The following is a 22,562-nucleotide window of genomic DNA, read 5'->3' as shown; positions in this document are numbered from 1 at the left end:
TACCCTTACACAAATGGATGCCGCAAAACGATCGTTTCTTCTCGATCCGGACCGGTTGAAACCATATCAATCGGCACGCCGACAAGTTGTTCGATTCGATTAATGTACGCACGAGCATTCGCGGGAAGTGCAGCCAACGACTTCGCGCCAACCGTAGATTCTTTCCATCCCGGCATCTCTTCATAGACTGGCTGACACCTTCCGGCATCTTCCGCTCCAACCGGGAAGATATCGACAGCTTTGCCATCAATCATGTATCCGGTGCATAGCTGCAATGTATCCAATCCATCCAACACATCCAGCTTGGTCAGGCACATTCCCGAAACGCCGTTGATCTGTACTGATCGGCGCAGCAGAGCCGCATCAAACCATCCGCATCGACGAGCACGCCCCGTGACGGTACCAAATTCATGACCGACGCTAGCCAAGTGTTTGCCAATCCCCTGATCGGTTGGCAATTCCGAAGGGAAGGGACCGGAGCCAACGCGAGTCGTATATGCCTTTGTAATACCGAGAATATAGTGCAGCATGTTTGGACCAACGCCAGAGCCTGCAGCCGCATTGCCCGCCACGCAATTGCTGGATGTGACGAATGGATACGTGCCATGATCCACATCCAGCAAACTTCCTTGCGCACCTTCAAACAGCAAATTTCCGCCCGCCTTGTGCGACGCGTAAAGAGCACTTGAGACGTCAGCCACCATGGGCGCGATACGAGGCACTGTTGCAAGCGCATCACTCAGGGTTTTCTGATAATCAATCGGCTGTGCTCCGAGATAATTCTTGAGCACGAAATTGTGATAATCCAGATTATCGCGCAACTTCTCCGCGAAACGCTCCTCATTGAGCAAGTCGGCAACCCGAATCGCACGACGCGCCACTTTATCCTCATATGCCGGGCCAATACCCTTACCCGTCGTACCGATCTTCGCAGCGCCACGGGCCGCCTCACGTGCGGCATCCAGTGCAACGTGATAGGGAAGAATGACCGGGCAGGCTTCCGAAATTTTCAGACGTGACACTACCTCGACACCATTCGCCTGCAGCTTGTCAATCTCGCGAAGCAAGTCTGGTACCGACAAGACGACGCCATTGCCGATATAGCAGGCAACTCCGGCTCGCATAATGCCGGACGGGATCAGTTGCAAGGCGGTCTTTTGCCCACCAATCACCAGCGTATGGCCAGCGTTATGCCCTCCCTGAAAGCGTACGACGCCTTGCGCATGATCGGTCAACCAGTCGACGATCTTTCCTTTTCCTTCATCGCCCCACTGGGTGCCGATGACAACCACATTCTTTGCCATACTTTTAACCTAATTTTCTCAAAATCCAGTTTCCATTTTCGAGTTCGAGTGCACGGTCGCAATCGAACTCGTCTTGATCGTTCTCATGCCCAGGCAGGCTTTGGATCACGACTTCACCTGACCTGCGCAACTCTTCGAGTTTCGAGCACAATGCTGCTTCTTTACCCCACGGGGCGCGAATGGCGCGCGTACGTCCGGCACTCGGCATGAGACGTGCCAGTTCGCGCAAATCCATTGAAAAACCGGTAGCCGGCCGTGCGCGGCCGAATGCTTCTCCGACGTGATCATACCGTCCGCCACGCGCCACTGCATTCGGCAACCCAGGCACATATGCAGCGAACATTGCACCGCTGTGATAATGGTAGCCACGCAAATCAGCCAAGTCGACTGTCACGTCCGTCGTGCCGGCAAGCTTGATCAAAGAATCAAGATCGTCCAACGCCTTTGTGATTCCAGGCAATTGAGGCAAGACCTGACGAGCATGCGCGATCGTTTTCCCATCGCCATATAAATTTGGAAGCGCCAACAAAGCGTTCCTTGTCAGGTCGTCAAAATTGGATGAAATTTCCTTCAAACCCGGAATATCCTTGGCTTCCAGCAAGCCGAACAAAGCCGCTTCGCAATGCTTTGTCTTCTCATCATTGGCAATGATTGCACGCAACACCCCAACGTGGCACAAATCCAGACGGACATGCGAGATTCCAGCCAATGCAAGCGATGCAAGCGCCAATTCCTGCACTTCGGCATCAGCCTCCAATCCTGCATGACCATAAATTTCAGCGCCGATCTGTAACGGTTCGCGCGTCGCATGCAATCCGGATGGGCGAGTATGCATCACACTGCCGGTGTAGCACAATCGAGTAATCGAGGAACGATTAAGCAAATGAGCATCAATTCGCGCCACTTGTGTCGTCATATCCGCTCGTATGCCCATGGTCCGACCAGACAGCTGATCAACCAACTTGAACATGCGCAATTCCATGTCCTGACCAGTTCCCGTCAACAAAGATTCAACGTACTCAAGCATCGGCGGCATGACAAGCTCATAACCGTACAGGCGAAAATTATCCAGCAAGGCACGACGCAATTCTTCTATCTTGCGCGCTTCTGATGGCAAAACATCAGCAATATTTTCAGGGAGAAGCCAATTGGGCATAACAACAAAAGAAGAATTACTTCAAGAGATATGAAAAAATCAGACGCAATCTAGCCCATCTGGCTCGATGATCGCCCATTCACCTCGGAATATGAACCCTCATCACCAGTGCAGTTGAAGTTCAATCACCGCTGTTTGAGAAAGACAAATGGACTGACCTTCTCGACAGGTTCAGTCCATGTGCGATTACTCGACAATATCGTCAACGCGCCAAATCACTTTTTGGAGTTGAGCGCCGGGCCCGTTCCAGCACCCCTGAAGTATTTGAAGAACTCCGAGCTCGGGTCAACTACCATCATGTCATGGCGATTCTTGAAGCTGCCTCGATATGCTTCAAGACTGCGATAGAACTTGAAAAACTCCGGGTTTTGACCAAATGCCTGCGCATAAATCTGAGATGCCTTGGCATCACCATCACCCCGAATATTTTCCGCATCACGATAGGCCTCAGCCAAAATAACAGTACGCTGCCTATCAGCATCTGCGCGGATTTTCTCAGATTCCGCGGCACCGGTCGAGCGCAATTCGTTTGCTACGCGCATACGCTCGGCCTTCATTCGGTCGTACACTGAGTTATTGATTTGCTCGACATAATCCACGCGCTTCAAGCGCACATCGATAATTTCGACGCCAATCTGCTTGGCTTCATCAACAACCTTTTTCCGGAGTGAATCCATCACCTTGCCGCGCTCGCCCGAAATCACCTCACGTACAGTCCTCTTTGTGATTTCCTCGTTCAGCGCCGCCTTGATGATTTGGTTCATTCGATCATTTGCCCGACGCTCATCGCCGCTAAAACTGACAAAATACAATCTGGGGTCGGCGATTCGCCACTTTACATATGCGTCGACCAGAATATTCTTTTTCTCGGCGGTGATGAAACGATCTGCCTCTGGCGTATCCAGAGTCAGGATCCGTTTATCGAGAAACAGCACATTCTGAAATGGGGGCGGCAATTTGAAGTGTAGCCCGGGTTCGCTAATGACTTTCTTCACTTCCCCGAGAGCAAACACGATTGCATATTGCCGCTGATCCACAATAAATAAAGTTGAAAGCAAAATCGACAAGGCGATAAGAACGATTATTGCCAGTGAAATGAGGCGATTCATCATCGTGTCTCCCGATCACGCGAGTCACGCCCATCGCGGCTGCGCGAATCTCTCTGCCTTTGCGGCTCCAACGACTGCAAAGGATCCTGGGGAGAAGATGTTGCGCCTGCTTGCGGAGACACTCCGGTTTTGGCAGCAGAATCGCTTGCGACTGACTGGGCAATCAATTTATCAAGAGGCAAATAGAGCAGATTGCCAGCGCTCTTGGAATCGACCATGACTTTCGTCGTGTTGGCAAAAATTTGTTGCATCGTTTCCAAGTACATACGATCACGGGTTACAACAGGTGCTTTTTGATACTCGACAAGCACTTGCTTGAAGCGGGAGGCATCACCTTGTGCGGTTGCCACCACGCGGGCCCGATAGGCTTCCGACTCCTGCATCAATCGCGACGCAGCACCTCGAGCCCGAGGGATCACATCATTGGCGTATGCCTGTCCTTCGTTTTTCTGCCGCTCACGATCTTGACCGGCCTTCACTGCATCATCGAATGCCGCTTGCACTTGCTCAGGCGGTTGCACCCCCTGCATAGTGACATTTGTGATCTGAACGCCCGAGTTATAGCGATCCAGTATCTGCTGCATCAACATGTTGACGTCCAGTGCCACCTTCTCGCGTCCTTCATACAGAACGAAGTCCATCTTGCTCTTGCCGACGATTTCACGAATGGAAGTCTCGGCCACTTGGCGAACCATTTCCTCTTGGTCGCGATTATTGAATACCCAATCCGCGGCATTCTTCAGCTTGTATTGCACGGCAAACTGGATATCAATGATGTTTTCATCATCGGTCAGCATCAGAGATTCTCGTGCCTGTTTGTTCTTGACGCTGGAACGGTAACCGACTTCCACGGTACGCACCTGGGATATGTTGACGATCTCATGACTCTGAATGGGGTAAGGCCAGCGCCAATTGAAGCCCGCTGGCGTCGAGTGGCTGTATTTTCCGAAAGTCAGAACAACAGCAGTCTGCCCCTCCTGGACAATGAAGAACCCACTCACCATCCACAAGAAGACAATGATTGCGCCGATCAGGCCGACTCCGACACTGGCTCCCCGCATGTCGGGGGTAAATCCGCCGCCACCGTTACCACGCCCGCCATTCTTGTTTCCAAACAGGCGATTCAGGCGTTGGTTGAAATCACGCCATAACTGGTCCAAGTCCGGAGGCCCGTCACCTGGTTTTTTCCCATCCTGATTTTGTTGCTGGTCATTGTTATCATCTGAGCCGCGCCCCCAGCGAGGATCGTTCAATGAAAACTTCAGACCTATCTTTTTGAATAGAGGAACGAGCATTCTGTCGCTATCCGGTTTATTTAGAGGGTTGCAATGCTAGTTATTATTGATTCGTGCATCGTGAGACTCCCGAACCGGCAGACAATCAAGACGCTCCACAGCATTCATTTTCGCAAATTCGGCTATGGCTTGACGTAGCAAATCCATGCCGTCCCCAGTTTGCGCGCTGATGAAAACACGGCGGATTTTATCATATTCATCATGCTCCAAAGCCGGCTCGAGCCCTGCCATATCGATCTTGTTCCAAACCAGAACCTGCGGAATGTGGTCTGCACCGATCTCCTTCAAGACCATATTTACCTGATCGATCTGCTCCATTCGGACCGGGCTTGCTGCATCGACCACATGCAATAGCAAGTCTGCGTGAATCGTTTCTTCCAGCGTGGCGCGGAACGCGGCAACCAGTTGGTGCGGCAATTCACGGATAAAGCCAACTGTATCGGAAATCACGACATTGCCCGCCTCGCCGAGATAAATTCGACGAGAAGTGGTATCGAGTGTCGCAAACAGTTGATCCGCTGCGTAAGCGCGTGCCTTGGTAAGCGCATTGAAAAGGGTGGACTTGCCAGCGTTTGTATATCCGACCAGAGATACAGAAAAAGTCTGGTTGCGACTGCGCGCCCGTCTTTGTGTTTCGCGCTGACGCTGCAATCTGTCGAGCCGTGCACGCAAGGCCTTTACCCGATCGCCCAGCAAGCGTCGATCCGTTTCGAGCTGGGTTTCACCCGGGCCGCGCAAGCCAATACCGCCCTTTTGCCGCTCCAGGTGCGTCCAGCCTCTGATCAAACGCGTTGCCAGATGCTGCAACTGTGCCAGTTCAACCTGCACCTTGCCCTCATGACTTTGCGCTCTTTGCGCAAAGATATCGAGAATCAGACTGGTGCGATCAATGACGCGCACCTTGAGGTGGCGCTCCAGGTTACGCTGCTGGGCCGGCGACAATGCATGATTGAAAATCGCGAGATCGAGTTGCTTGTCTTCTGCGACTTGCGCAATCTCGTCAGCTTTTCCGGATCCAACGAATAATGCTGCGTCCGGACTGCCACGCTTGCCAATGATGGTGATGACTGGTTCGGCCCCAGCCGATTTGGCCAGCAGAGAAAGCTCCTCCAGACTTGCAGTAAAGTCGCCTTCGCCGAAATCAACGCCGACTAAAGCAGCGCGCATAGGATGAGTGATTGGTTCAACGATTCGTTATTCCGTATCCGACTCGGTGCTGATGCTAACCGCACGTGCGGGAACAACCGTCGAAATAGCATGCTTGTAAACCATTTGCGTGACCGTGTTACGCAGCAAGACGACATATTGATCGAACGATTCGATATGGCCCTGGAGTTTGATCCCGTTCACGAGGTAAATCGAAACAGGTACGTGCTCTTTACGTAAGGCATTGAGGAAGGGGTCTTGTAGTAGTTGCCCTTTGTTGCTCATGACAGCTCCATTGTGTTGTTGTGATCAGGAGGTGGAGGCACTTGAGTGAATTTCAAGTGCCCAATAGTATGGTGAATTACGACTGTAATCGATTTTTGCATTTAATGCCAAGGCAATGGCTATTTTTCGCCTTTGACAAATGGATTCTTGCTTGAACGCAGCTCAATACGTAATGGAGTGCCGACCAAAGAAAAAGTTTCGCGAAAGTGCTTTTCAAGATAGCGCCTGTAATTGGCATCAATCGCCTCAAGTGCATTACCGTGAATAACGACGATCGGTGGATTTTGCCCGCCTTGATGTGCGTAGCGCATTTTGGGACGAATCGAGCCTTTGCGCCGCGGCTGTTGATGTTCGATTGCTTCAATCAGTGCACGGGTCAGTTTTGGAGTCGAAAGCTTTGCCATTGCCGCCGCATAGGCAGCGTCAATTGACTTCATCAGTGGACCGATCCCTGTCACCTTTAATGCCGAAATGAAATGGAATTTCGCAAAAAACAGGAAATTCAGCTTGCGTTCAATATCAATCTTGATTTCATCCCTGCGGTCAGCGGTCAAGCCATCCCATTTATTTATTCCGACAACCAGTGCACGACCAGATTCAAGTACGAAGCCGGCAATATGGGCATCCTGTTCAGAGATATCTTGCTGAGCATCAAGCAATAACAGCACAACGTTGGCTTCGGAAATCGACTGCAAGGTCTTGACTACGGAAAACTTCTCGATCGCCTCAAATACCTTGCCGCGCCTGCGTATGCCTGCAGTGTCAATCAATGTGTATTGTTTTTCATCTCGCTCGAAAGGAATCTCGATGGCATCGCGGGTAGTACCGGGCATGTCGAATGCGATAACGCGATCTTCGCCAAGAAGCGCGTTTACCAGTGTGGACTTGCCGACATTGGGGCGACCAACGATGGCGATTTTGATGCCTTTGCTGCTGGACTCTTCGATTTCATCGTCGACCGGTCGTTGGGCGAATGCGAGGTTCAAAGACTCTTCCACCAAATCCGCCACGCCATCTCCGTGGGCGGCAGAAATGACATAGGGATCGCCCAGGCCCAACTCGTAAAAGTCTGATGCGACCGAAGTGTATTTCATGCCCTCGGCCTTGTTAACCACGAGCATGACGGAACGACCGGATTTGCGAAGAAAATCGGTGATCGTCTTGTCATGCGGAGTCAGCCCCTGACGGCCATCGACGATGAAAATAACCACATCCGCTTCCGCCACAGCCTGTTTCGTCTGCTTGGCCATCTCATGCATGATCCCGTCTTTGGCAACCGGTTCGAAACCACCGGTATCGATGACGAGGAATGGCCGCTCGCCGACACGACCTTCGCCGTAATGCCGATCGCGAGTCAATCCTGGTAGGTCGGCGACAAGTGCATCGCGCGACCGGGTAAGCCGGTTGAATAACGTGGATTTACCGACATTCGGTCGGCCTACTAATGCAATAACCGGCTTCATCAAATTCTTACTCGGACGCTAACGCGACCACAGCTCCTGCTTTGGTTTGAAAAATCACGTTCGAGCCGGCAACCAGAGGCGAGGCTGCAATGATGGCACTGCCATCCGTCGCAGAACGCGCGAGCAATGCCCCATCTTCGCGTGAAAGGAAATGTACATAACCCTGCGCATCGCCGACCGCAATCGCGCGGCCAAACGAGACAGGAGTCGACAAACCGCGATTGGCTAATTTGTTGTTTCGCCATACGCCTGCGCCGCTTTCACGCGAAAACGCGCTCACCGCACCGCGCTCATCGGCGGCAAATACGAAGCGCTCATCCATTCCCAGGCCGACATCGCTGGATAACTCCTTGGCCCAGCGTGGCTGCCCCGTAGCGACATCGAAGCACGCGACCCGCCCTTGGTATGCCACGGCGCAAATATCGCGTCCGGCGACGACCGGCGCACCGGATATATCCGCAATACGCTCCAGCTCAGTCGTTCCACGCGGATCGCCGACCGCCACTTCCCACCGTGCGCCGCCATTCGACAAGGCAAGGGCAAGAAGCCGGCCACCTGGCAACGCGACAAATGCGGTGGAGTTCGCGATGACGATTCCAGGCGCAGTGCGCAAGGTCAGCGGTGGCACCGTGCGTTGCGCAACCCACCGACGTACCCCCGATTCGGCATCATAGGCAGCAATGCGATTGTCCAAGCTGCGAACAACCACAAGCCCCTGCCCTACTGCCGGAGCGGACAGTATCTCGCTTGAGGCCTGCGCTTTCCAGCGCGGCTTGCCATCCGCATCGAATGCCAACAGCACGCCCTTCTCGCCCGCAACCGCGACAGTCGCGCCGTCACTTCCCACTCCCGCGGTCAATGGCATGCCTGCGTTGATGCGCCACATGGGATGACCGTTGATCGGACTGACACGCATCACGGAACCGTCCGCAGCCGCAACGTACAGACTGTCATTTGCCAGCACAGGCGAAAATGAATAGGCACCCGCATTGCCAACGGAAGCCGTCCATGCGGTGCGAACGGACATCGTCGGCTTAAAGTCGACCAATGCCGCCGGCGGATTGCGTGGTTCGGATTTTTTGGCGAAAGGATTCAACGACGAACATCCCGCCAATACTGCGATTGCCCCAATACAAGTGAGCTTCAGTACGCTGCGCATTTTCTCCCCTTACTGCCGGTTAACCAACGGTTTTGGCAGGTGTTCCGCCGATCGCGTCCAGTTTCAACTGAATCAACTGGCGGGCTGGATTCTTTTGATCCGTTTTATCCAGTGCAACCTGATATGCCGAACGAGCTTCTTCGAGTTTGTTCTGTCCGACCAATATATCGCCCTTGCGATCGGCAACCACACCTGCAAACTGCGCAGGAAATTCTTGTGACAATAGCTTCAAGCCCTCATCAAAGGCTTTCTCGTCAAGAAGAATCCCGGCCAGACGAACCTTCGCAATGGCCTTGTATTCATCATCATGCCCATGATCAATGACCCACTGGAGTCTAGCCTTGGCAGTTTTCAAGTCGTTCGCGTCGAACGCAGCCTTGGCCGCCGCCAAGGCCCCCATTTGCGCGTAGGCTGTTCTGCCAAATCTGTCAGTCATGTCAGTTGCCGCACGCTGCACTTTCTCAACGTCTTTTGCCGCAAGCGCTTTCTGCATCTCGTCATACAACTGCGAGGCCTGCAACGATTGATTGCGCTGATAGTAGTTCCAGCCCATCCATGCCGCGTAGCCCGCCAAGGCAATGATCAGCACCCACGTCAACAGGTTGCCGTACTTGCCCCACCAAGCCTTCAAGGACGCTAGTTGTTCTTGTTCTTCGAGATCGTATGCCATGTTGATAACGTATTAATGATGGTGATGATGATTATGATCCGGATGGTCGCAGTCGCCGCCACAGGCAATCTGGTCAAGCACGTGATCGGCAACATTGTCGAGCGCAACCGCAGTCTGGTTGTTCTCGCCTTCGCCCAATCGCATTGCCTTGATGGTGGCAACGCCTTTTGCCATCTCGTCTTCGCCCAGAATCACTGCGAAGGCGGCACCGCTTGCGTCGGCGCGTTTCATTTGCGATTTAAAGCTGCTGCCGGCGCCGGCCGACGAACAGTGCAGAACGACATCGAGGCCGGCATCGCGCAGACGTTCTGCCACGAGAAATGCCTGCAATTGTGCGGCATCGCCCTGATGAGCCACATAGACGTCGCACTGATTCGGCGTGAACTGCTCACCCGCGGCCTTCATCAGTTCGAGCAAGCGCTCAACGCCGATCGCAAACCCGCAGGCCGGAGTCGGTTTGCCGCCGAACATTTCGATCAACGGGTCATAACGACCTCCGCCGCATATCGTACCTTGTGAGCCCAACTGGTCTGTTACCCACTCGAATACGGTACGGTTGTAGTAATCCATGCCGCGCACGAGGCGTGAATTGATGGTGAAGGGGATATTGTTATGCCGCAGGATTCGTTGCACCCCTTCGAAATGCGTACGCGAATCCTCTCCAAGGTAATCAAGCAGCTTCGGAGCCGCATTGACCATCTCCTGCATAGCAGGGTTTTTGGTATCCAGGATGCGCAACGGATTCGAATGGAGGCGGCGCTGGGCGTCATTGTCGAGCATGTCTTTGTGCTGCTCAAAGTAAGTGACGAGATCGGCGCGATGTCTGTTCCGCTCATCCGCGTTACCAATTGAATTCAATTCCAGCTTGATGTTTTGCAGACCAAGGTCATCCCACAGCCGTTGGCACAGCATGATCAATTCCGCGTCGATATCCGGTCCGGTGAAGCCGAGCGCTTCCGCTCCAACCTGGTGGAATTGACGATAGCGGCCGCGCTGGGGCCTTTCATGGCGAAACATCGGACCGGCATACCACAGGCGCTTTGGCCCGTCGTATGTCAAGTTATGTTCGAGCGCGGCACGAACCACGCCGGCGGTGCTTTCCGGTCGCAGCGTGAGGTTGTCGCCGTTCATCGAATCGACAAACGAGTACATCTCTTTTTCGACGATATCGGTGACCGCGCCCAAACCGCGCGCAAAGAGCGCTGTTGACTCGACAATGGGCGTGCGGATTTGCTGGAAGCCATAGCTTTTCAATACCGATTGCACAGTATTCTCAAACAGCTCCCACAGCGGTGCATCCGCGGGCAGGATGTCGTTCATCCCTTTCACGCCGACGATTTTTTCTGCTTTCTTGTTTTCAGACATTCTTTTGAGACAACAGTTGGCGTCATGATCAAGACGTCGCAGCGTCTTTTCCATAACGAGTTTTGACATAGTCCAGCACGATGGCCTGGAAATCTTCAGCAATGCGCTCGCCGCGCAACGTGACACTTTTCTCACCATCGATGAATACCGGCGCGGCCGGAGACTCACCCGTGCCCGGCAGACTGATGCCGATGTTTGCATGCTTGGATTCGCCAGGGCCGTTGACGATACATCCCATCACAGCGACGTTCATGCTTTCAACGCCGCGGTATTGCTCTTTCCACGCCGGCATCTGCTCGCGCAAATAGGTTTGAATCTTGTCTGCAAGCTCCTGGAAAACCGTCGAGGTCGTTCGTCCGCATCCCGGACACGCAATCACCATGGGCGTGAACTTGCGCAATCCCATCGTCTGCAGAATTTCCTGTGCAACAATGACTTCTTTCGTACGGTCACCGCCCGGTTCCGGCGTCAATGAAACACGAATCGTATCGCCGATGCCCTCCTGCAGCAGCACAGCAAGCGCAGCAGTCGATGCCACGATCCCCTTGCTGCCCATGCCGGCTTCCGTCAAGCCGAGGTGCAAAGGATAATCGGCGCGACGCGCAAGCTCACGATAAACCGCGATCAAGTCCTGCACACCGGAGACTTTGCACGACAAGATGATCTTGTTGGCAGCCAAACCGACTTCTTCCGCTCTTTGCGCATTTTCAATGGCAGAGGTAACGAGCGCCTCGTACATGACGGCCTGCGCGGACCAAGGCTCGGTACGCTGCGCATTCTCGTCCATGATGCGCGCAAGAAGCACCTGGTCAAGACTGCCCCAATTCACACCAATGCGAACCGGCTTGTCATGCTGGCATGCGATCTCGATCATTTGCGCGAACTGCATGTCGCGCTTGGCCCCCTGCCCCACATTGCCCGGATTGATTCGATATTTCGACAGCGCCTGGGCGCACTCCGGGTAGTCCTTGAGGAGTTTATGACCGTTATAGTGAAAGTCCCCTACCAAAGGAACATCAACGCCCATCTTGTCCAACTGTTCCCGAATGGCCGGCACCGCCGCCGCCGCTTCAGGATTGTTCACGGTAATACGTACCAGCTCTGAACCCGCGCGCGCCAGGTCCTTCACCTGAATCGCGGTCGCAATCACATCTGCAGTATCGGTGTTCGTCATCGACTGGACGACAATCGGTGCAATGCCGCCAACATCAATTTCGCGCAAGCCATGACGAATTGTCACCATGCGCCCTTTACGGCGGGAAAGCGGACCGGATGCAATTGGGGAATTCACGGACGACATCTTCATCTCATTTCAAATTCAGGCGAGCGACATTGCTGCTTGTATTCGCCTTTAGCTCGAGTGAAGTACCGCGCAAACTCGCATCAACACCTGACGCATTGCCAATGACCAGCGAAACAGGCCCTGGCAAATCGATTGTTTCAGTCTTTCCCGCCTTTACCAATCCCGAAAACACAATACTGTTATCGGGCCGTTTGATTTCGATCCAGGAGTCCGCATGAGCCTTCAGGACCAGCGCTTCATGCTCCATCGCAGTTTTTTCTATGGTCGGAGCGACAGTGTCCGCCGTCGTTGCAACCTCGACAGGAGATTCAGCCATCGCAACCACCGGAGCTACATTTGCTGCCTCGCCTCCAGTCGAGGTAGCCGTCGACAGACTCTCGACGCTCACAGGAACCGTCACCTCTGCTTGCGCGGGTGCTGTCGCTGACGCAAGCGCCGACACGGATTCGAGAGCATCACTGTGACCCAATGCAGAAGTCAATGACTGCAACATTTCACCTAATTTTCCGGACTGCTGCGCCATTCCCAATCCGGCAACAAGTGCAACAACAGCGAGCACGCCTGTGAGTCTTTTTCCAGAAAACCCCTGTCGGCTCACCATGGTGGGCAAGCGTGTTTCAGCAAACGGCATCGACAATGTTCTCGGCGGCGTAATGCCTTCATTGGCAACTGCCGCATCGCCCGAAATTGTTGCCAGCAACGGCACGGCATCAACCTTCAGCAACTTCGCATAGGCCCGAATAAAGCCGCGCGCAATCGGCATGCCGGGCAGCGCTGCATAGTCATCGCTTTCTATTGCATGTATTTGACGCGGTGCCAAATTGAGCTGGCTCGCCACCTGTTCAACCGACCAGCCATGGGATTGCCGAACGGCCGCAAGCTGCGCGCCGGGCGTCTTGCTCTCGCTGGCAACACCTACGTCAAGGTCCGATGCCATAGATGCATTCACTTCCTGATCACTCATCAAAAGCTCCACGCTGATAAGCGGCATATTCCACGGAATTTGGATATCGGCGTCGCAATTGGGTTGCGAGACTGGACTCAGCTGTCCGATCGCCGCGTTTGCGCTCGATCTTGATAGCCAGCCACAAAGCGTCTGCCTGCGCGCCATCCGTTTTCACCACGCGGTCGGCATAAAACCGCGCGCGTTCGTAATCACGCTGTTCGTAATAGAGCTTTGCGAGATTGACATTCGTGGACGCATTGCCCGGTTCGTACTGGAACGCTTGCGAAAAATACTTTTCCGCTGCCGCCTTGTCCTGCACCTTCAGACTGCACACTCCTGCATTATTGAGCGCCTTGGCCGGAGATTGATAAGCGCGACTCTTCAGCGCTCCCTCAAAGTACGAGATGGATTGACGCTCTCGCGCGTTTTGGCAAAGGAACCACCCGTAATTGTTATTGAAATCCGGATTATTCGGGGACAACTTGATCGCATGCAGAAAGTTTTCTTCCGCCAGTCGATTCTCCCCTATATCCATGTAAATCAAGCCGCGCACACTGTAAGCATCGGCAAAATTCGGATCCGCCTGAAGTGCCTGCCGCACTTCATCCAACGCGACCGTCATTTGACGCTGCTCGTAGTATCCAACCGCCAATTGCAACCGAATGCGCGCCCGGTGTTGATTGTCGGTCTGCTCCAAACTGGTCGGTAATTCACTTTGTGAGGCACTGGAAGGATTCAATGCGCAGCCGCTCAACATCAGAGTGAACACAGCCATGGCGGCGAGCGCGGAGCATTGCCAAGTCATTCTCACGTAGATATCTCCACGATGCGGCCAAAGTTCTTGCCGAACTTCTTCTGGTATTCAACCATCTTTTGCATCCGCTCCTGCACATGTGTACGGTCCTGCACCTCTCCCGCCAGCTGACCGCAGGCCGCATCGATGTCATCTCCGCGCGTTTTTCTGATGGTGGTGACAATTCCCGCATCGATCAAAATCTGTGCAAACGCCTTGATGCGCGCATTGTTGGAGCGCAGCAGACCAGACTCAGGAAAGGGATTGAAGGGAATAAGATTGAATTTGCAAGGCACCGGATTGGCGCTGTTTTGTACTAGCGCTACCAGTTCGCGTGCATGCTTGTCAGTGTCGTTGACGCCATCCAGCATGCAATATTCGAAAGTAATGAAATCGCGCGGCGCGTATGCAAGATAACGCTTGCATGCTGCCATCAAGTCTTCAAGTGGGTACTTTTTGTTCAGAGGTACAAGGCCGTCGCGCAAACCATTGTTCGAGGCATGCAGCGACACCGCCAGCGCAACCGGACACTCTTGCGCCAATTTATCGATCATGGGCACGACGCCACTCGTCGATAGTGTCACTCGACGCCGGGACAATCCGTAAGCGTTATCGTCCAGCATCAGCTTCAATGCGGTCACTGTCGGCTCAAAGTTGAGCAATGGCTCACCCATGCCCATCATCACGACATTCGTGATCTGGCGCTCGCCCTTCGGCCCCGGTTCAACGCCTTTCGTCTTGCGCAACTCGAATTCCGCCATCCAGAGTTGGCCGATGATTTCGCCAACCATCAGATTCCGACTGAAGCCTTGCTTGCCGGTTGAGCAGAACCTGCAATTGACTGCACAGCCCGCTTGCGTTGAAACGCATAGCGTGCCGCGGTTTTCTTCGGGAATGAATACAGTTTCGACCGCATTGCCCTGCCCGACATCCACCAGCCACTTTCGCGTGCCGTCGGCGGAAGTATGGTCACTGATGATCGAGGGTGCGGCGATGGTGGCGCGAACCTTGAGCTTTTCGCGCAAGGATTTCGCCAAATCGGTCATCGCGTCAAAATCACTGGCACCGAACTGATGAATCCAGCGCTGCAATTGTTTTGCGCGAAACGGCTTCTCACCCAACTCCCCGCAGTAGGCGACGAGTTGCGCGGGATCAAGATCCAGCAGATTGGTAAGAGCCGTCATCGAATAATCTCATTGTGCCGTCCATGCTGTGTGTGGGAGCAAGCGGGACGGCGTCAGAATCAGCGGGAATAAACGTTCAATGCCGGAAAAAAGTAGGCAACTTCCACTTGCGCGGTTTCAGCAGCGTCGGAGCCGTGTACAGCGTTCGCATCGATGGAATCGGCGAAATCCGCGCGAATCGTGCCTTTCTCAGCCTTCTTCGGATCGGTTGCGCCCATCAGTTCACGATTCTTGGCGATGGCGTTTTCGCCTTCCAGCGCCTGAACCATGACCGGACCGGAAATCATGAAGTCCACCAGATCCTTGAAAAAAGGGCGCTCGCGATGTACCGCGTAGAAGCCTTCGGCTTCGGCACGAGACAAATGCACCATGCGAGCCGCGACGACCTTCAAACCAGCATTTTCAAAACGGGCGTAGATTTGACCGATCACGTTTTTCGCGACTGCGTCAGGTTTAATAATCGACAGTGTACGTTCGATTGCCATCTGTAAAAACTCCAATAAAAAGAAAGGGTTAAGGCTGGTAACAAGGAATTCAACTAACCTTTGATTTTAGCATGAAATCCCCCATCCAAGAGTCAGATTGGAAGCAATTGCATATATAGAACTTCGCTTCAATATCGCTATCTTATGTTTTAATAGGGTGCCTTGTTTTTTTGAAATGCCCTGCATCTGACAATCGTATCCGGAGGCAACATGGACCAGAACCTGCAACATACTTTTACTACATCCGCTGAATCGCTGATCACTCGCAATCGCGTGCTGCGCAATACCTATTGGCTACTCGCGCTGTCGATGATTCCGACTGTACTTGGCGCGTGGCTTGGTGTTCAGTTTGAATTTACCTTCTTCGCCGGCAGTCCATTCGTCGGGTTCATGGTCTTTCTCGCGGTTGCATTCGGATTTTTCTACGCGATTGAGAAGACCAAGAACTCGGGCATTGGTGTTGCCGTCCTGTTGGGCTTCACCTTCTTCATGGGGCTGATGCTGTCGCGTCTGATTGGCCAAATCCTCGGCTTCTCCAACGGAGCATCGCTGATCATGACAGCCTTTGGCGGAACTGCGGCGATTTTCGCGACAATGGCGACTGTCGCAACCGTGTCGAAACGCGATTTTTCCGGGTTGGGAAAATGGTTGTTTGCGGGTGTTCTCGTGATCCTGGTCGCTGCGGCCGCCAACATTTTTTTGCAGATCCCCGCGTTGTACTTGGCCGTTTCCGTGCTGGCAATCGCGATCTTCTCCGCCTATATCCTGTTTGACGTACAACAGATCATCAATGGTGGCGAAACGAACTATATTTCGGCCACTCTCGCGATCTATCTTGATGTGTACAACATCTTCACCAACTTGCTGGCCCTGCTTGGCATTTTTGGCGGCGATCGCGACTGAAGTAAAAACAGATGCAGAAAAAAGCCGACGCGAAGTCGGCTTTTTTTTCGTGGGCTTCGCACTAACCAGCCAAATCGAATACCGCCATCGACTCGACATGCGCCGTGTGAGGGAACATATTCACCACACCCGCTTGTTTCAATACATACCCAGCCTGATGCACCAGCAAACCCGCATCGCGTGCGAGGGTGGCAGGATTGCAAGATACATAGACGATGCGCTTGGGTTTCAGATGCGCATTGTCGGCATCGAGAGCGGCAATTGCCTGGCAGACCGCGACCGCACCTTCGCGAGGAGGATCGATCAACATGCGGTCAAACTTGCCTAGCGCGACCAGATCCTCGGCCTTTGCCTCAAATAAATTACGGCTGTAAAAGATGGTTTTTCCTGCAAGTCCGTTTGTGCGGGCATTCTCGAGAGCGCGTTCCGTGAGTGTCGTGCTGCCTTCGATTCCGACAACTTCTTTTGCCTGGGTCGCAAGCGGCAAAGTGAAATTCCCCAAGCCGCAAAACAAGTCTGCAACCCGCTCGTTCGGCTGCACATCGAGCAGACGCAGCGCACGTGCAACCAGCACACGATTGATTTGATGATTGACCTGCGTGAAATCGGTTGGCTTGAATGGCATCTTCACGCCGAACTCCGGCAGCAGATAATGCAGTTGCACATCCGTCGGATAGAACGGATAAATCGTGTCCAGCCCCTTGGGTTGCAACCACCATTGAATCCGGTATTGATCCGCAAACGCGGTGAGCTTCTCCTTGTCCTCTCCGGTCAACGGCGCCATGATGCGCAACACCAGCGCAGTGACGTCTTCGCCAACAGCCAATTCCATCTGTGGTATTTGCTCGAAGATTGTCAGCGACTCGACCAGGCGGCGCAGTGGCACCAGCATGGCGGAAACGTGAGGCGGCAGGATTTCACAGGTTTCCATGTCGGCGACATAGGATGATTTCCGCTCATGGAAACCGACGAGGACGCCGCCTTTCTTGCGTACGTTGCGAACCGACAGACGCGCCCGAAAGCGATATCCCCATGTCGGGCCATAGATCGGTCGCATCATCGTTTCGGCGCGCACCTTGGAGAGGTGCCAGAGGTTATCTTCCAGAACACGCTGCTTGATGGCGACCTGCGCGGAAGGCTCCAGGTGCTGCATCGCGCAGCCGCCGCATGTGCCGAAATAAGTGCATTGCGGCTTGACCCGCAAGGACGACTCGTTATGCAATTCGGTCATTGTCGCTGCTTCCCATTTGGGTTTGCGGCGGAACGACTGAAAGCCGACTCTCTCGCCGGGCAAGGCTCCTTCCACGAAAATGACTTTGCCCTGCGTGCCGTCTTCGTTCTTCAGATGGCCGATGCCGCGAGCTTCCATGTCGAGCGACTCGATATCGATAAGTTGGTGCTGCATATGGATTATGTAGACATGTCGGGCGCTTATCGCCCGGGAATTGAAAAATTAATCAGTGTGGTTCAAGACTGCGGTGCCGGCCATGCGGCCAGATATTCTTTCCAATGCGCGCCATCCAAAGATGAGAGCGCGGATCGCACCAAAGCCACTTCAGCGTCGTATGCGGCCTTCGCAAGGGTGCCTCGCATCAGTTGAAAACGGCAGTAGACGAGATACGTATTGACCACATCCGTCTCGCAATAGTCACGGATTTCGCTCAGGCGTCCGTCCTGGTGCAGATTCCAGACCTGAGAGCCATCGACGCCGAGCTTGCCGGGGAAACCGCATAATTTTGCCAGTTCATCCAGGGGTGCATTTGCACGACCGGTATAAAGCGCCAGCAGATCCATCAAGTCGAGGTGCCGAGTGTGATAACGGCTCAGATAATTATTCCATTTGAACTCGCGATCGTCATCACCCATTTCCCAGTAGCGCGACGCGACCACGCCGTTGATCATGGCGCGATAGTGCAGGACCGGCAAATCAAATCCGCCGCCATTCCACGACACCAGCTGCGGCGAGTATTTGTCGATGATGCGGAAAAAATCCTGAACGAGTTTTCCTTCCTGATCCTCCAGGTTTCCCAACGAGCGTACCCTGAAACCATCATCATCGCGGAACGCGCAGGATATGGCGGCAATCTTGTGCAGGTGATGCTGGAGGAAGTCAGTGCCACTCTTCTCGCGCCGGGCCGCGAACGCAGCAGCGGCAACATCCGCATCCGTCATCGATGCAGGATGATTGTTCAGCGCACGCAAACCCGTCACATCGGGAATCGTCTCGATGTCGAACACCAAAACAGGAATCACAACAATGCGTCCTTGCCGACACCGCGCGCAGTCAAGGCGCGCTTGAGTTTGACCAAGGCCTCTTGCTGAATTTGGCGTACGCGTTCACGGGTAACGCTCATCTCTGCAGCCAGCTCTTCAAGCGTCGCAGGATCGTCATTGTCCAGACCGAATCGCCGAATGATGACGATGCGCTGTTTGTCCGGCAGCTTCTTCAGCCAGTCGCGCACGAGCACTGTCATTTCATGGTGCTCGGCACGGGAATCGGGACCGTCTGCGGCATCGCCCGGCAGCATGTCCATCAAGCTGGCCTGCGGGTCGTTGTCCAGCGGCGCGTCGAGCGAGGTCGCATGCTCCGACAATGCAAGAATATCCTGCACATCCTCCACAGGTCGATCGACCAGGTGTGCAATGTCTTCTGCGGTCGCATCCTTGCCATCGTGGTGCTGCGCCTCGAGGTGATACTTGGCGCGCAAGATCTGATTCAACTCACGCACCATGTGGACCGGCAATCGTACGGTGCGTGCCTGGTTCATGATCGCGCGTTCGATGCTCTGGCGTATCCACCAGGTTGCATAGGTCGAAAAACGAAAACCGCGCTCTGGCTCGAACTTGTCGATCGCGCGCATCAGACCAAGATTGCCTTCCTCGATCAAGTCGAGCAGCACCACGCCGCGGTTGATGTAATGTTTGGCAATCGAAACCACGAGACGCAGGTTGTGCTCGATCATCTTTTGCCTTGCGTCAAATTCCCCGCGCTTTGCGAGTGTGGCGTAATGGACTTCTTCTGCCACTGTCAGCAATGGACGTGCACCGATCTGATTGAGGTAGTGCTGGGTCGTGTCCGTTGACAGCTCTGCGGCCAATACGGTTTTCAATTCGTCCACCGGATCGGCTACGGCAACGTCCCCACCTATCCGATCGGCCTCAACGCCCCCATCGACAAGCGCACCGTCTGCGTCGTCAGCCGAATTCAGCGAAATATCATCGGCCAAATCGTCCGACGGCGCTTCATCATTGAGTGGATCGTGGGGGATTCGTGTCATTTAGCGGTTTGGCAGAAATTTTGATGGATCAACGGGTTTGCCTTGCTGCCGAATTTCAAAGTGGAGTTTCACCGCATCAGTATCAGAGTTCCCCATCTCTGCAATCTTTTGGCCTTTGTTAACAGTTTGATCCTCTTTTACAAAGATGGTTTTGTTATGCGCATACGCGGACAACAAGCTATTGGTGTGTTTTACGATCACCAGGTTCCCGTATCCGCGAATTCCACTGCCCGCATACAAGACCTTGCCCGAGCCCGCTGCCACAACAGGCTGTCCGAGTTTGCCGGCAATATCGATGCCTTTCTTGCCATCGCTAAAGTGTGAAATGACCTTGCCGTCGGCAGGCCAGATCCATGCTATCCCCTCATCATCCACTGCCGCATTGCTCTGTGGATCCGAGTGTTTTTCCGCAAGCTTCGCATCCGACAACTTTGGCGCTTCGGCCTTCGCAGTGGCCGCTGGAGTCGCGCCAGCCGCCCCCTCCGGTTTTTGCATTTCGGCCAGAGTACCGTCGGAATATGGTCGTTTCTCTCCGCGAGGTGCAGTCTTGTTTGGTGCAGAGCCATTCGCCGAGACGCCAGTTTGCGACAGCGGCCTTACCTCGACACCGGATGTTGCAGCGACGCTGCCGACTTGCACACCGCCTGCCGCGCCTTGGTCGGGCGGGGATACACGCAATACTTGATCCACCTTGATGTCATTGGGATTGGCAAGATTATTCCATGCAACCAGATCGCGGTAATTCTGACCGAACTCATATGCGATCTGATGCAGAGTGTCGCCTTTTTTGACTGTATAGAAGCCTTTGCCATCCATTTGCTTCGGCGCGCCAAGAGCGGTTGGGGCGGTCTTCGGCACTTCGGCCGTTTTGGCACCGGCAGCCCGGTCCACCACGGGAGCCGAGTGACGAGTGGTGCTACAGGCGGCGATCAGGCCGGGCAGGATTGCAATGCATACTAAACGTGCTTTTTTCATTCTCATACATTCAATTGTCGGGGCTGCGGCATGGTTGGGCGGCAGACCGATGGAACCGGCTTCAAACAACGCCCGGGCGCAGCGGAACAAAGTGACAGGCTTCCAGTGTGACATTGGTCCACTCGAATTTACTGACGCGCTCGATCAGTTGCAGCACTTGATGACGCTCGCCGACAGGTGCCACCAGGCGGCCGCCGACACTCATCTGCTCCAGCAGCGTTCGCGGCACTTCCAGGCCGGCTGCGGCCAGAATGATGCCGTCGAAAGGCCCTGCTTGCGGAAGCCCTAGCATACCATCTCCATAATGCAAGCGGATATTGGCGATGCGCAGCGGACGCAAGTTCGATTTTGCCAATTCGTGAAGCGGCTTGATGCGCTCTATTGAATACACTTCTTTCGCCACAAGCGACAGCACGGCAGCCTGATAACCACAGCCCGTCCCAATTTCAAGCACGCGGCTCAGTTCGCCGCCATTGCCGTTATCGCGCATGACCTCGATCATGCGGGCCACGATATATGGCTGGGAAATCGTCTGATGGTGGCCGATCGGCAGGGAGGCATCAACGTAGGCCTGACCCGACAGGCCCGGCTCCACAAACATGTGCCGCGGCACCGCTTCCATCGCTGCCAGCACCTTGCCATCCCTGACTCCCTGCTTGGCGACACGCGCCACCATCGCCGCCCGGATTGCATCCGATACCAGCGGTCGTTGTGATGCGACCGGCACTGCCGGCTGCGGCATCGATCTGGTATGCGCATTCGCAACTGGAGATGGCCGCGTCAGATGTTGCGCAGCATTCTTTGTGGCTGTTTGAGGTGTTGCAACATTGTTCAACGATGCACGTGGGGTCTGTGCTGACTTGGCCGGCTTTTCGACCACGGATGACAATGACAGCGGAAAGCGCTTGCCTCGTTCTGTCATGACAATCCCTTCTTGAGCACATTCAGCTGTGCCGTGTGCGTCAAGTCCACCTGCAGCGGTGTGATCGAGACGAAGCCGTGTGCCACGGCATGAAAATCCGTACCCTCCCCTGCATCCTTTTCCTTGCCCGAAGGCCCTATCCAGAAGATGTCGCGGCCATGTGGATCGTGTGTCTTGATTACCGGCTCCGATTCATGCCGTTTGCCCAGACGCGTTGCCATAATTCCTTTGATCTGCTCGTGCGGCAAATTGGGAATGTTCACATTGAGAAGATAAGGTTTTTGCAACATGTCGAAGTTGCGTTCCACGATCTCTCTCGCAATTTTCGCCGCAGAGTCGAGGTGCGCCCATCCTTTCTCCACTTGGGAGAAAGCAATGGCAGGAATGCCGAACAGAAATCCTTCAGTCGCAGCGGCAACAGTACCGGAGTAAAGTGTATCGTCGCCCATGTTCTGCCCTTGGTTGATGCCTGACACTACCAGATCTGGCTTGAATGACAGGCCGCCAGTCAACGCCACATGGACACAGTCGGTCGGCGTGCCATTCACGAAATGAAAACCATTGGCTGCCTGATAAACAGAAAGCGGTCGATCGAGCGTCAGGGAATTGGAGCTGCCGGAGCGATTGCTGTCCGGCGAGACAACGATAATTTCGGCAATCGGCGTGAGTGTCTCGGCCAATGCGATCACACCTGGCGCAAGATAACCATCGTCATTGCTGATAAGAATTTTCATAAGTCGATTTTACCCGAAGCAATCTTTTGAGCTTTACAGATATTGACATTTTGTGGCATACGCCTAGAATAAAACGACCGTTCGTTT

General features: G+C 54.1%; 22 protein-coding genes. 1 reads left to right on the top strand and 21 read right to left on the bottom strand.

Features of this window, described 5'->3' with window-relative positions; translation table 11 throughout:
- Positions 1-5: 5 nt before the first annotated feature.
- The 15 genes from D3870_RS07610 to ndk form a co-directional block, all read right to left on the bottom strand.
- Complete coding sequence (locus tag D3870_RS07610) at positions 6-1,304, bottom strand: adenylosuccinate synthase (protein WP_119737989.1); 1,299 nt, start codon at positions 1,302-1,304, stop codon at positions 6-8.
- A gap of 4 nt (positions 1,305-1,308) precedes the next feature.
- Entirely contained in the window at positions 1,309-2,460 is a 1,152-nt protein-coding gene (locus D3870_RS07605) for an ATP phosphoribosyltransferase regulatory subunit (RefSeq protein WP_119737987.1), read from the bottom strand.
- Between the two features lie 215 nt (positions 2,461-2,675).
- Positions 2,676-3,569, bottom strand: a complete 894-nt coding sequence (hflC, locus tag D3870_RS07600) for a protease modulator HflC (protein WP_119741814.1) — start codon at positions 3,567-3,569, stop codon at positions 2,676-2,678.
- Positions 3,569-4,864: an FtsH protease activity modulator HflK gene (hflK, locus tag D3870_RS07595; RefSeq protein WP_119737985.1), complete on the bottom strand. Its 1,296-nt coding sequence runs from the start codon at positions 4,862-4,864 to the stop codon at positions 3,569-3,571. The genes hflC and hflK overlap by 1 nt, the downstream gene beginning before the upstream one ends.
- A 36-nt stretch (positions 4,865-4,900) precedes the next feature.
- Positions 4,901-6,031, bottom strand: coding sequence for a GTPase HflX (gene hflX, locus D3870_RS07590; RefSeq protein ID WP_119737983.1), 1,131 nt, complete (start codon positions 6,029-6,031; stop codon positions 4,901-4,903).
- Positions 6,032-6,058: 27 nt separating this feature from the next.
- Positions 6,059-6,295 (bottom strand): RNA chaperone Hfq, encoded by a 237-nt coding sequence (gene hfq, locus D3870_RS07585; RefSeq protein WP_119737981.1) that lies wholly within the window; start codon positions 6,293-6,295, stop codon positions 6,059-6,061.
- Between the two features lie 119 nt (positions 6,296-6,414).
- On the bottom strand, positions 6,415-7,758 hold the full coding sequence (gene der / locus D3870_RS07580; RefSeq protein WP_119737979.1) for a ribosome biogenesis GTPase Der: 1,344 nt from the start codon (positions 7,756-7,758) through the stop codon (positions 6,415-6,417).
- Positions 7,759-7,765: 7 nt separating this feature from the next.
- Positions 7,766-8,917, bottom strand: coding sequence for an outer membrane protein assembly factor BamB (gene bamB / locus D3870_RS07575; RefSeq protein ID WP_119737977.1), 1,152 nt, complete (start codon positions 8,915-8,917; stop codon positions 7,766-7,768).
- Positions 8,918-8,936: 19 nt separating this feature from the next.
- Positions 8,937-9,587 (bottom strand): YfgM family protein, encoded by a 651-nt coding sequence (locus D3870_RS07570; protein WP_119737975.1) that lies wholly within the window; start codon positions 9,585-9,587, stop codon positions 8,937-8,939.
- A 12-nt stretch (positions 9,588-9,599) separates the two neighbouring features.
- Positions 9,600-10,952 (bottom strand): histidine--tRNA ligase, encoded by a 1,353-nt coding sequence (gene hisS, locus D3870_RS07565; RefSeq protein ID WP_119737973.1) that lies wholly within the window; start codon positions 10,950-10,952, stop codon positions 9,600-9,602.
- A 28-nt stretch (positions 10,953-10,980) separates the two neighbouring features.
- Entirely contained in the window at positions 10,981-12,252 is a 1,272-nt protein-coding gene (gene ispG, locus D3870_RS07560; protein ID WP_119741812.1) for a flavodoxin-dependent (E)-4-hydroxy-3-methylbut-2-enyl-diphosphate synthase, read from the bottom strand.
- A 7-nt stretch (positions 12,253-12,259) separates the two neighbouring features.
- Complete coding sequence (locus D3870_RS07555) at positions 12,260-13,219, bottom strand: helix-turn-helix domain-containing protein (protein ID WP_158590405.1); 960 nt, start codon at positions 13,217-13,219, stop codon at positions 12,260-12,262.
- Positions 13,212-14,006: a type IV pilus biogenesis/stability protein PilW gene (gene pilW / locus D3870_RS07550; RefSeq protein WP_119737969.1), complete on the bottom strand. Its 795-nt coding sequence runs from the start codon at positions 14,004-14,006 to the stop codon at positions 13,212-13,214. The genes D3870_RS07555 and pilW overlap by 8 nt, the downstream gene beginning before the upstream one ends.
- Before the next feature lie 2 nt (positions 14,007-14,008).
- Positions 14,009-15,178, bottom strand: coding sequence for a dual-specificity RNA methyltransferase RlmN (gene rlmN, locus D3870_RS07545; RefSeq protein WP_119737967.1), 1,170 nt, complete (start codon positions 15,176-15,178; stop codon positions 14,009-14,011).
- A gap of 59 nt (positions 15,179-15,237) precedes the next feature.
- A complete protein-coding gene (gene ndk / locus D3870_RS07540) occupies positions 15,238-15,663 on the bottom strand; it encodes a nucleoside-diphosphate kinase (RefSeq protein WP_119737965.1) in 426 nt (141 codons plus the stop codon).
- Between the two features lie 210 nt (positions 15,664-15,873).
- On the opposite strand from ndk, the gene D3870_RS07535 reads away from it, so the two are divergent.
- Positions 15,874-16,566: a Bax inhibitor-1/YccA family protein gene (locus D3870_RS07535; protein ID WP_119737964.1), complete on the top strand. Its 693-nt coding sequence runs from the start codon at positions 15,874-15,876 to the stop codon at positions 16,564-16,566.
- A gap of 61 nt (positions 16,567-16,627) precedes the next feature.
- Here the strand turns inward: D3870_RS07535 and rlmD are convergent, their stop codons facing one another.
- From rlmD to surE, 6 genes are all read right to left on the bottom strand, one after another.
- A complete protein-coding gene (gene rlmD, locus D3870_RS07530; protein WP_119737962.1) occupies positions 16,628-17,971 on the bottom strand; it encodes a 23S rRNA (uracil(1939)-C(5))-methyltransferase RlmD in 1,344 nt (447 codons plus the stop codon).
- Positions 17,972-18,033: 62 nt separating this feature from the next.
- A complete protein-coding gene (locus tag D3870_RS07525; protein WP_119737960.1) occupies positions 18,034-18,819 on the bottom strand; it encodes a 3'-5' exonuclease in 786 nt (261 codons plus the stop codon).
- Positions 18,816-19,844: an RNA polymerase sigma factor RpoS gene (gene rpoS / locus D3870_RS07520; protein ID WP_119737958.1), complete on the bottom strand. Its 1,029-nt coding sequence runs from the start codon at positions 19,842-19,844 to the stop codon at positions 18,816-18,818. Before rpoS ends, D3870_RS07525 begins: the two co-directional genes overlap by 4 nt.
- Positions 19,845-20,819 (bottom strand): peptidoglycan DD-metalloendopeptidase family protein, encoded by a 975-nt coding sequence (locus tag D3870_RS07515; RefSeq protein WP_119737956.1) that lies wholly within the window; start codon positions 20,817-20,819, stop codon positions 19,845-19,847.
- 61 nt (positions 20,820-20,880) lie between these two features.
- On the bottom strand, positions 20,881-21,741 hold the full coding sequence (locus D3870_RS07510; RefSeq protein ID WP_119737955.1) for a protein-L-isoaspartate(D-aspartate) O-methyltransferase: 861 nt from the start codon (positions 21,739-21,741) through the stop codon (positions 20,881-20,883).
- Complete coding sequence (gene surE / locus D3870_RS07505; protein WP_119737953.1) at positions 21,738-22,475, bottom strand: 5'/3'-nucleotidase SurE; 738 nt, start codon at positions 22,473-22,475, stop codon at positions 21,738-21,740. The genes D3870_RS07510 and surE overlap by 4 nt, the downstream gene beginning before the upstream one ends.
- Between the last annotated feature and the right edge of the window lie 87 nt (positions 22,476-22,562).

This window comes from Noviherbaspirillum cavernae (genome assembly GCF_003590875.1).
Taxonomy (GTDB): Bacteria; Pseudomonadota; Gammaproteobacteria; order Burkholderiales; family Burkholderiaceae_D; genus Noviherbaspirillum; species Noviherbaspirillum cavernae.
Note: the sequence above shows the minus strand (reverse complement) of the source record. Positions and strands in the feature narration are given on the sequence as shown.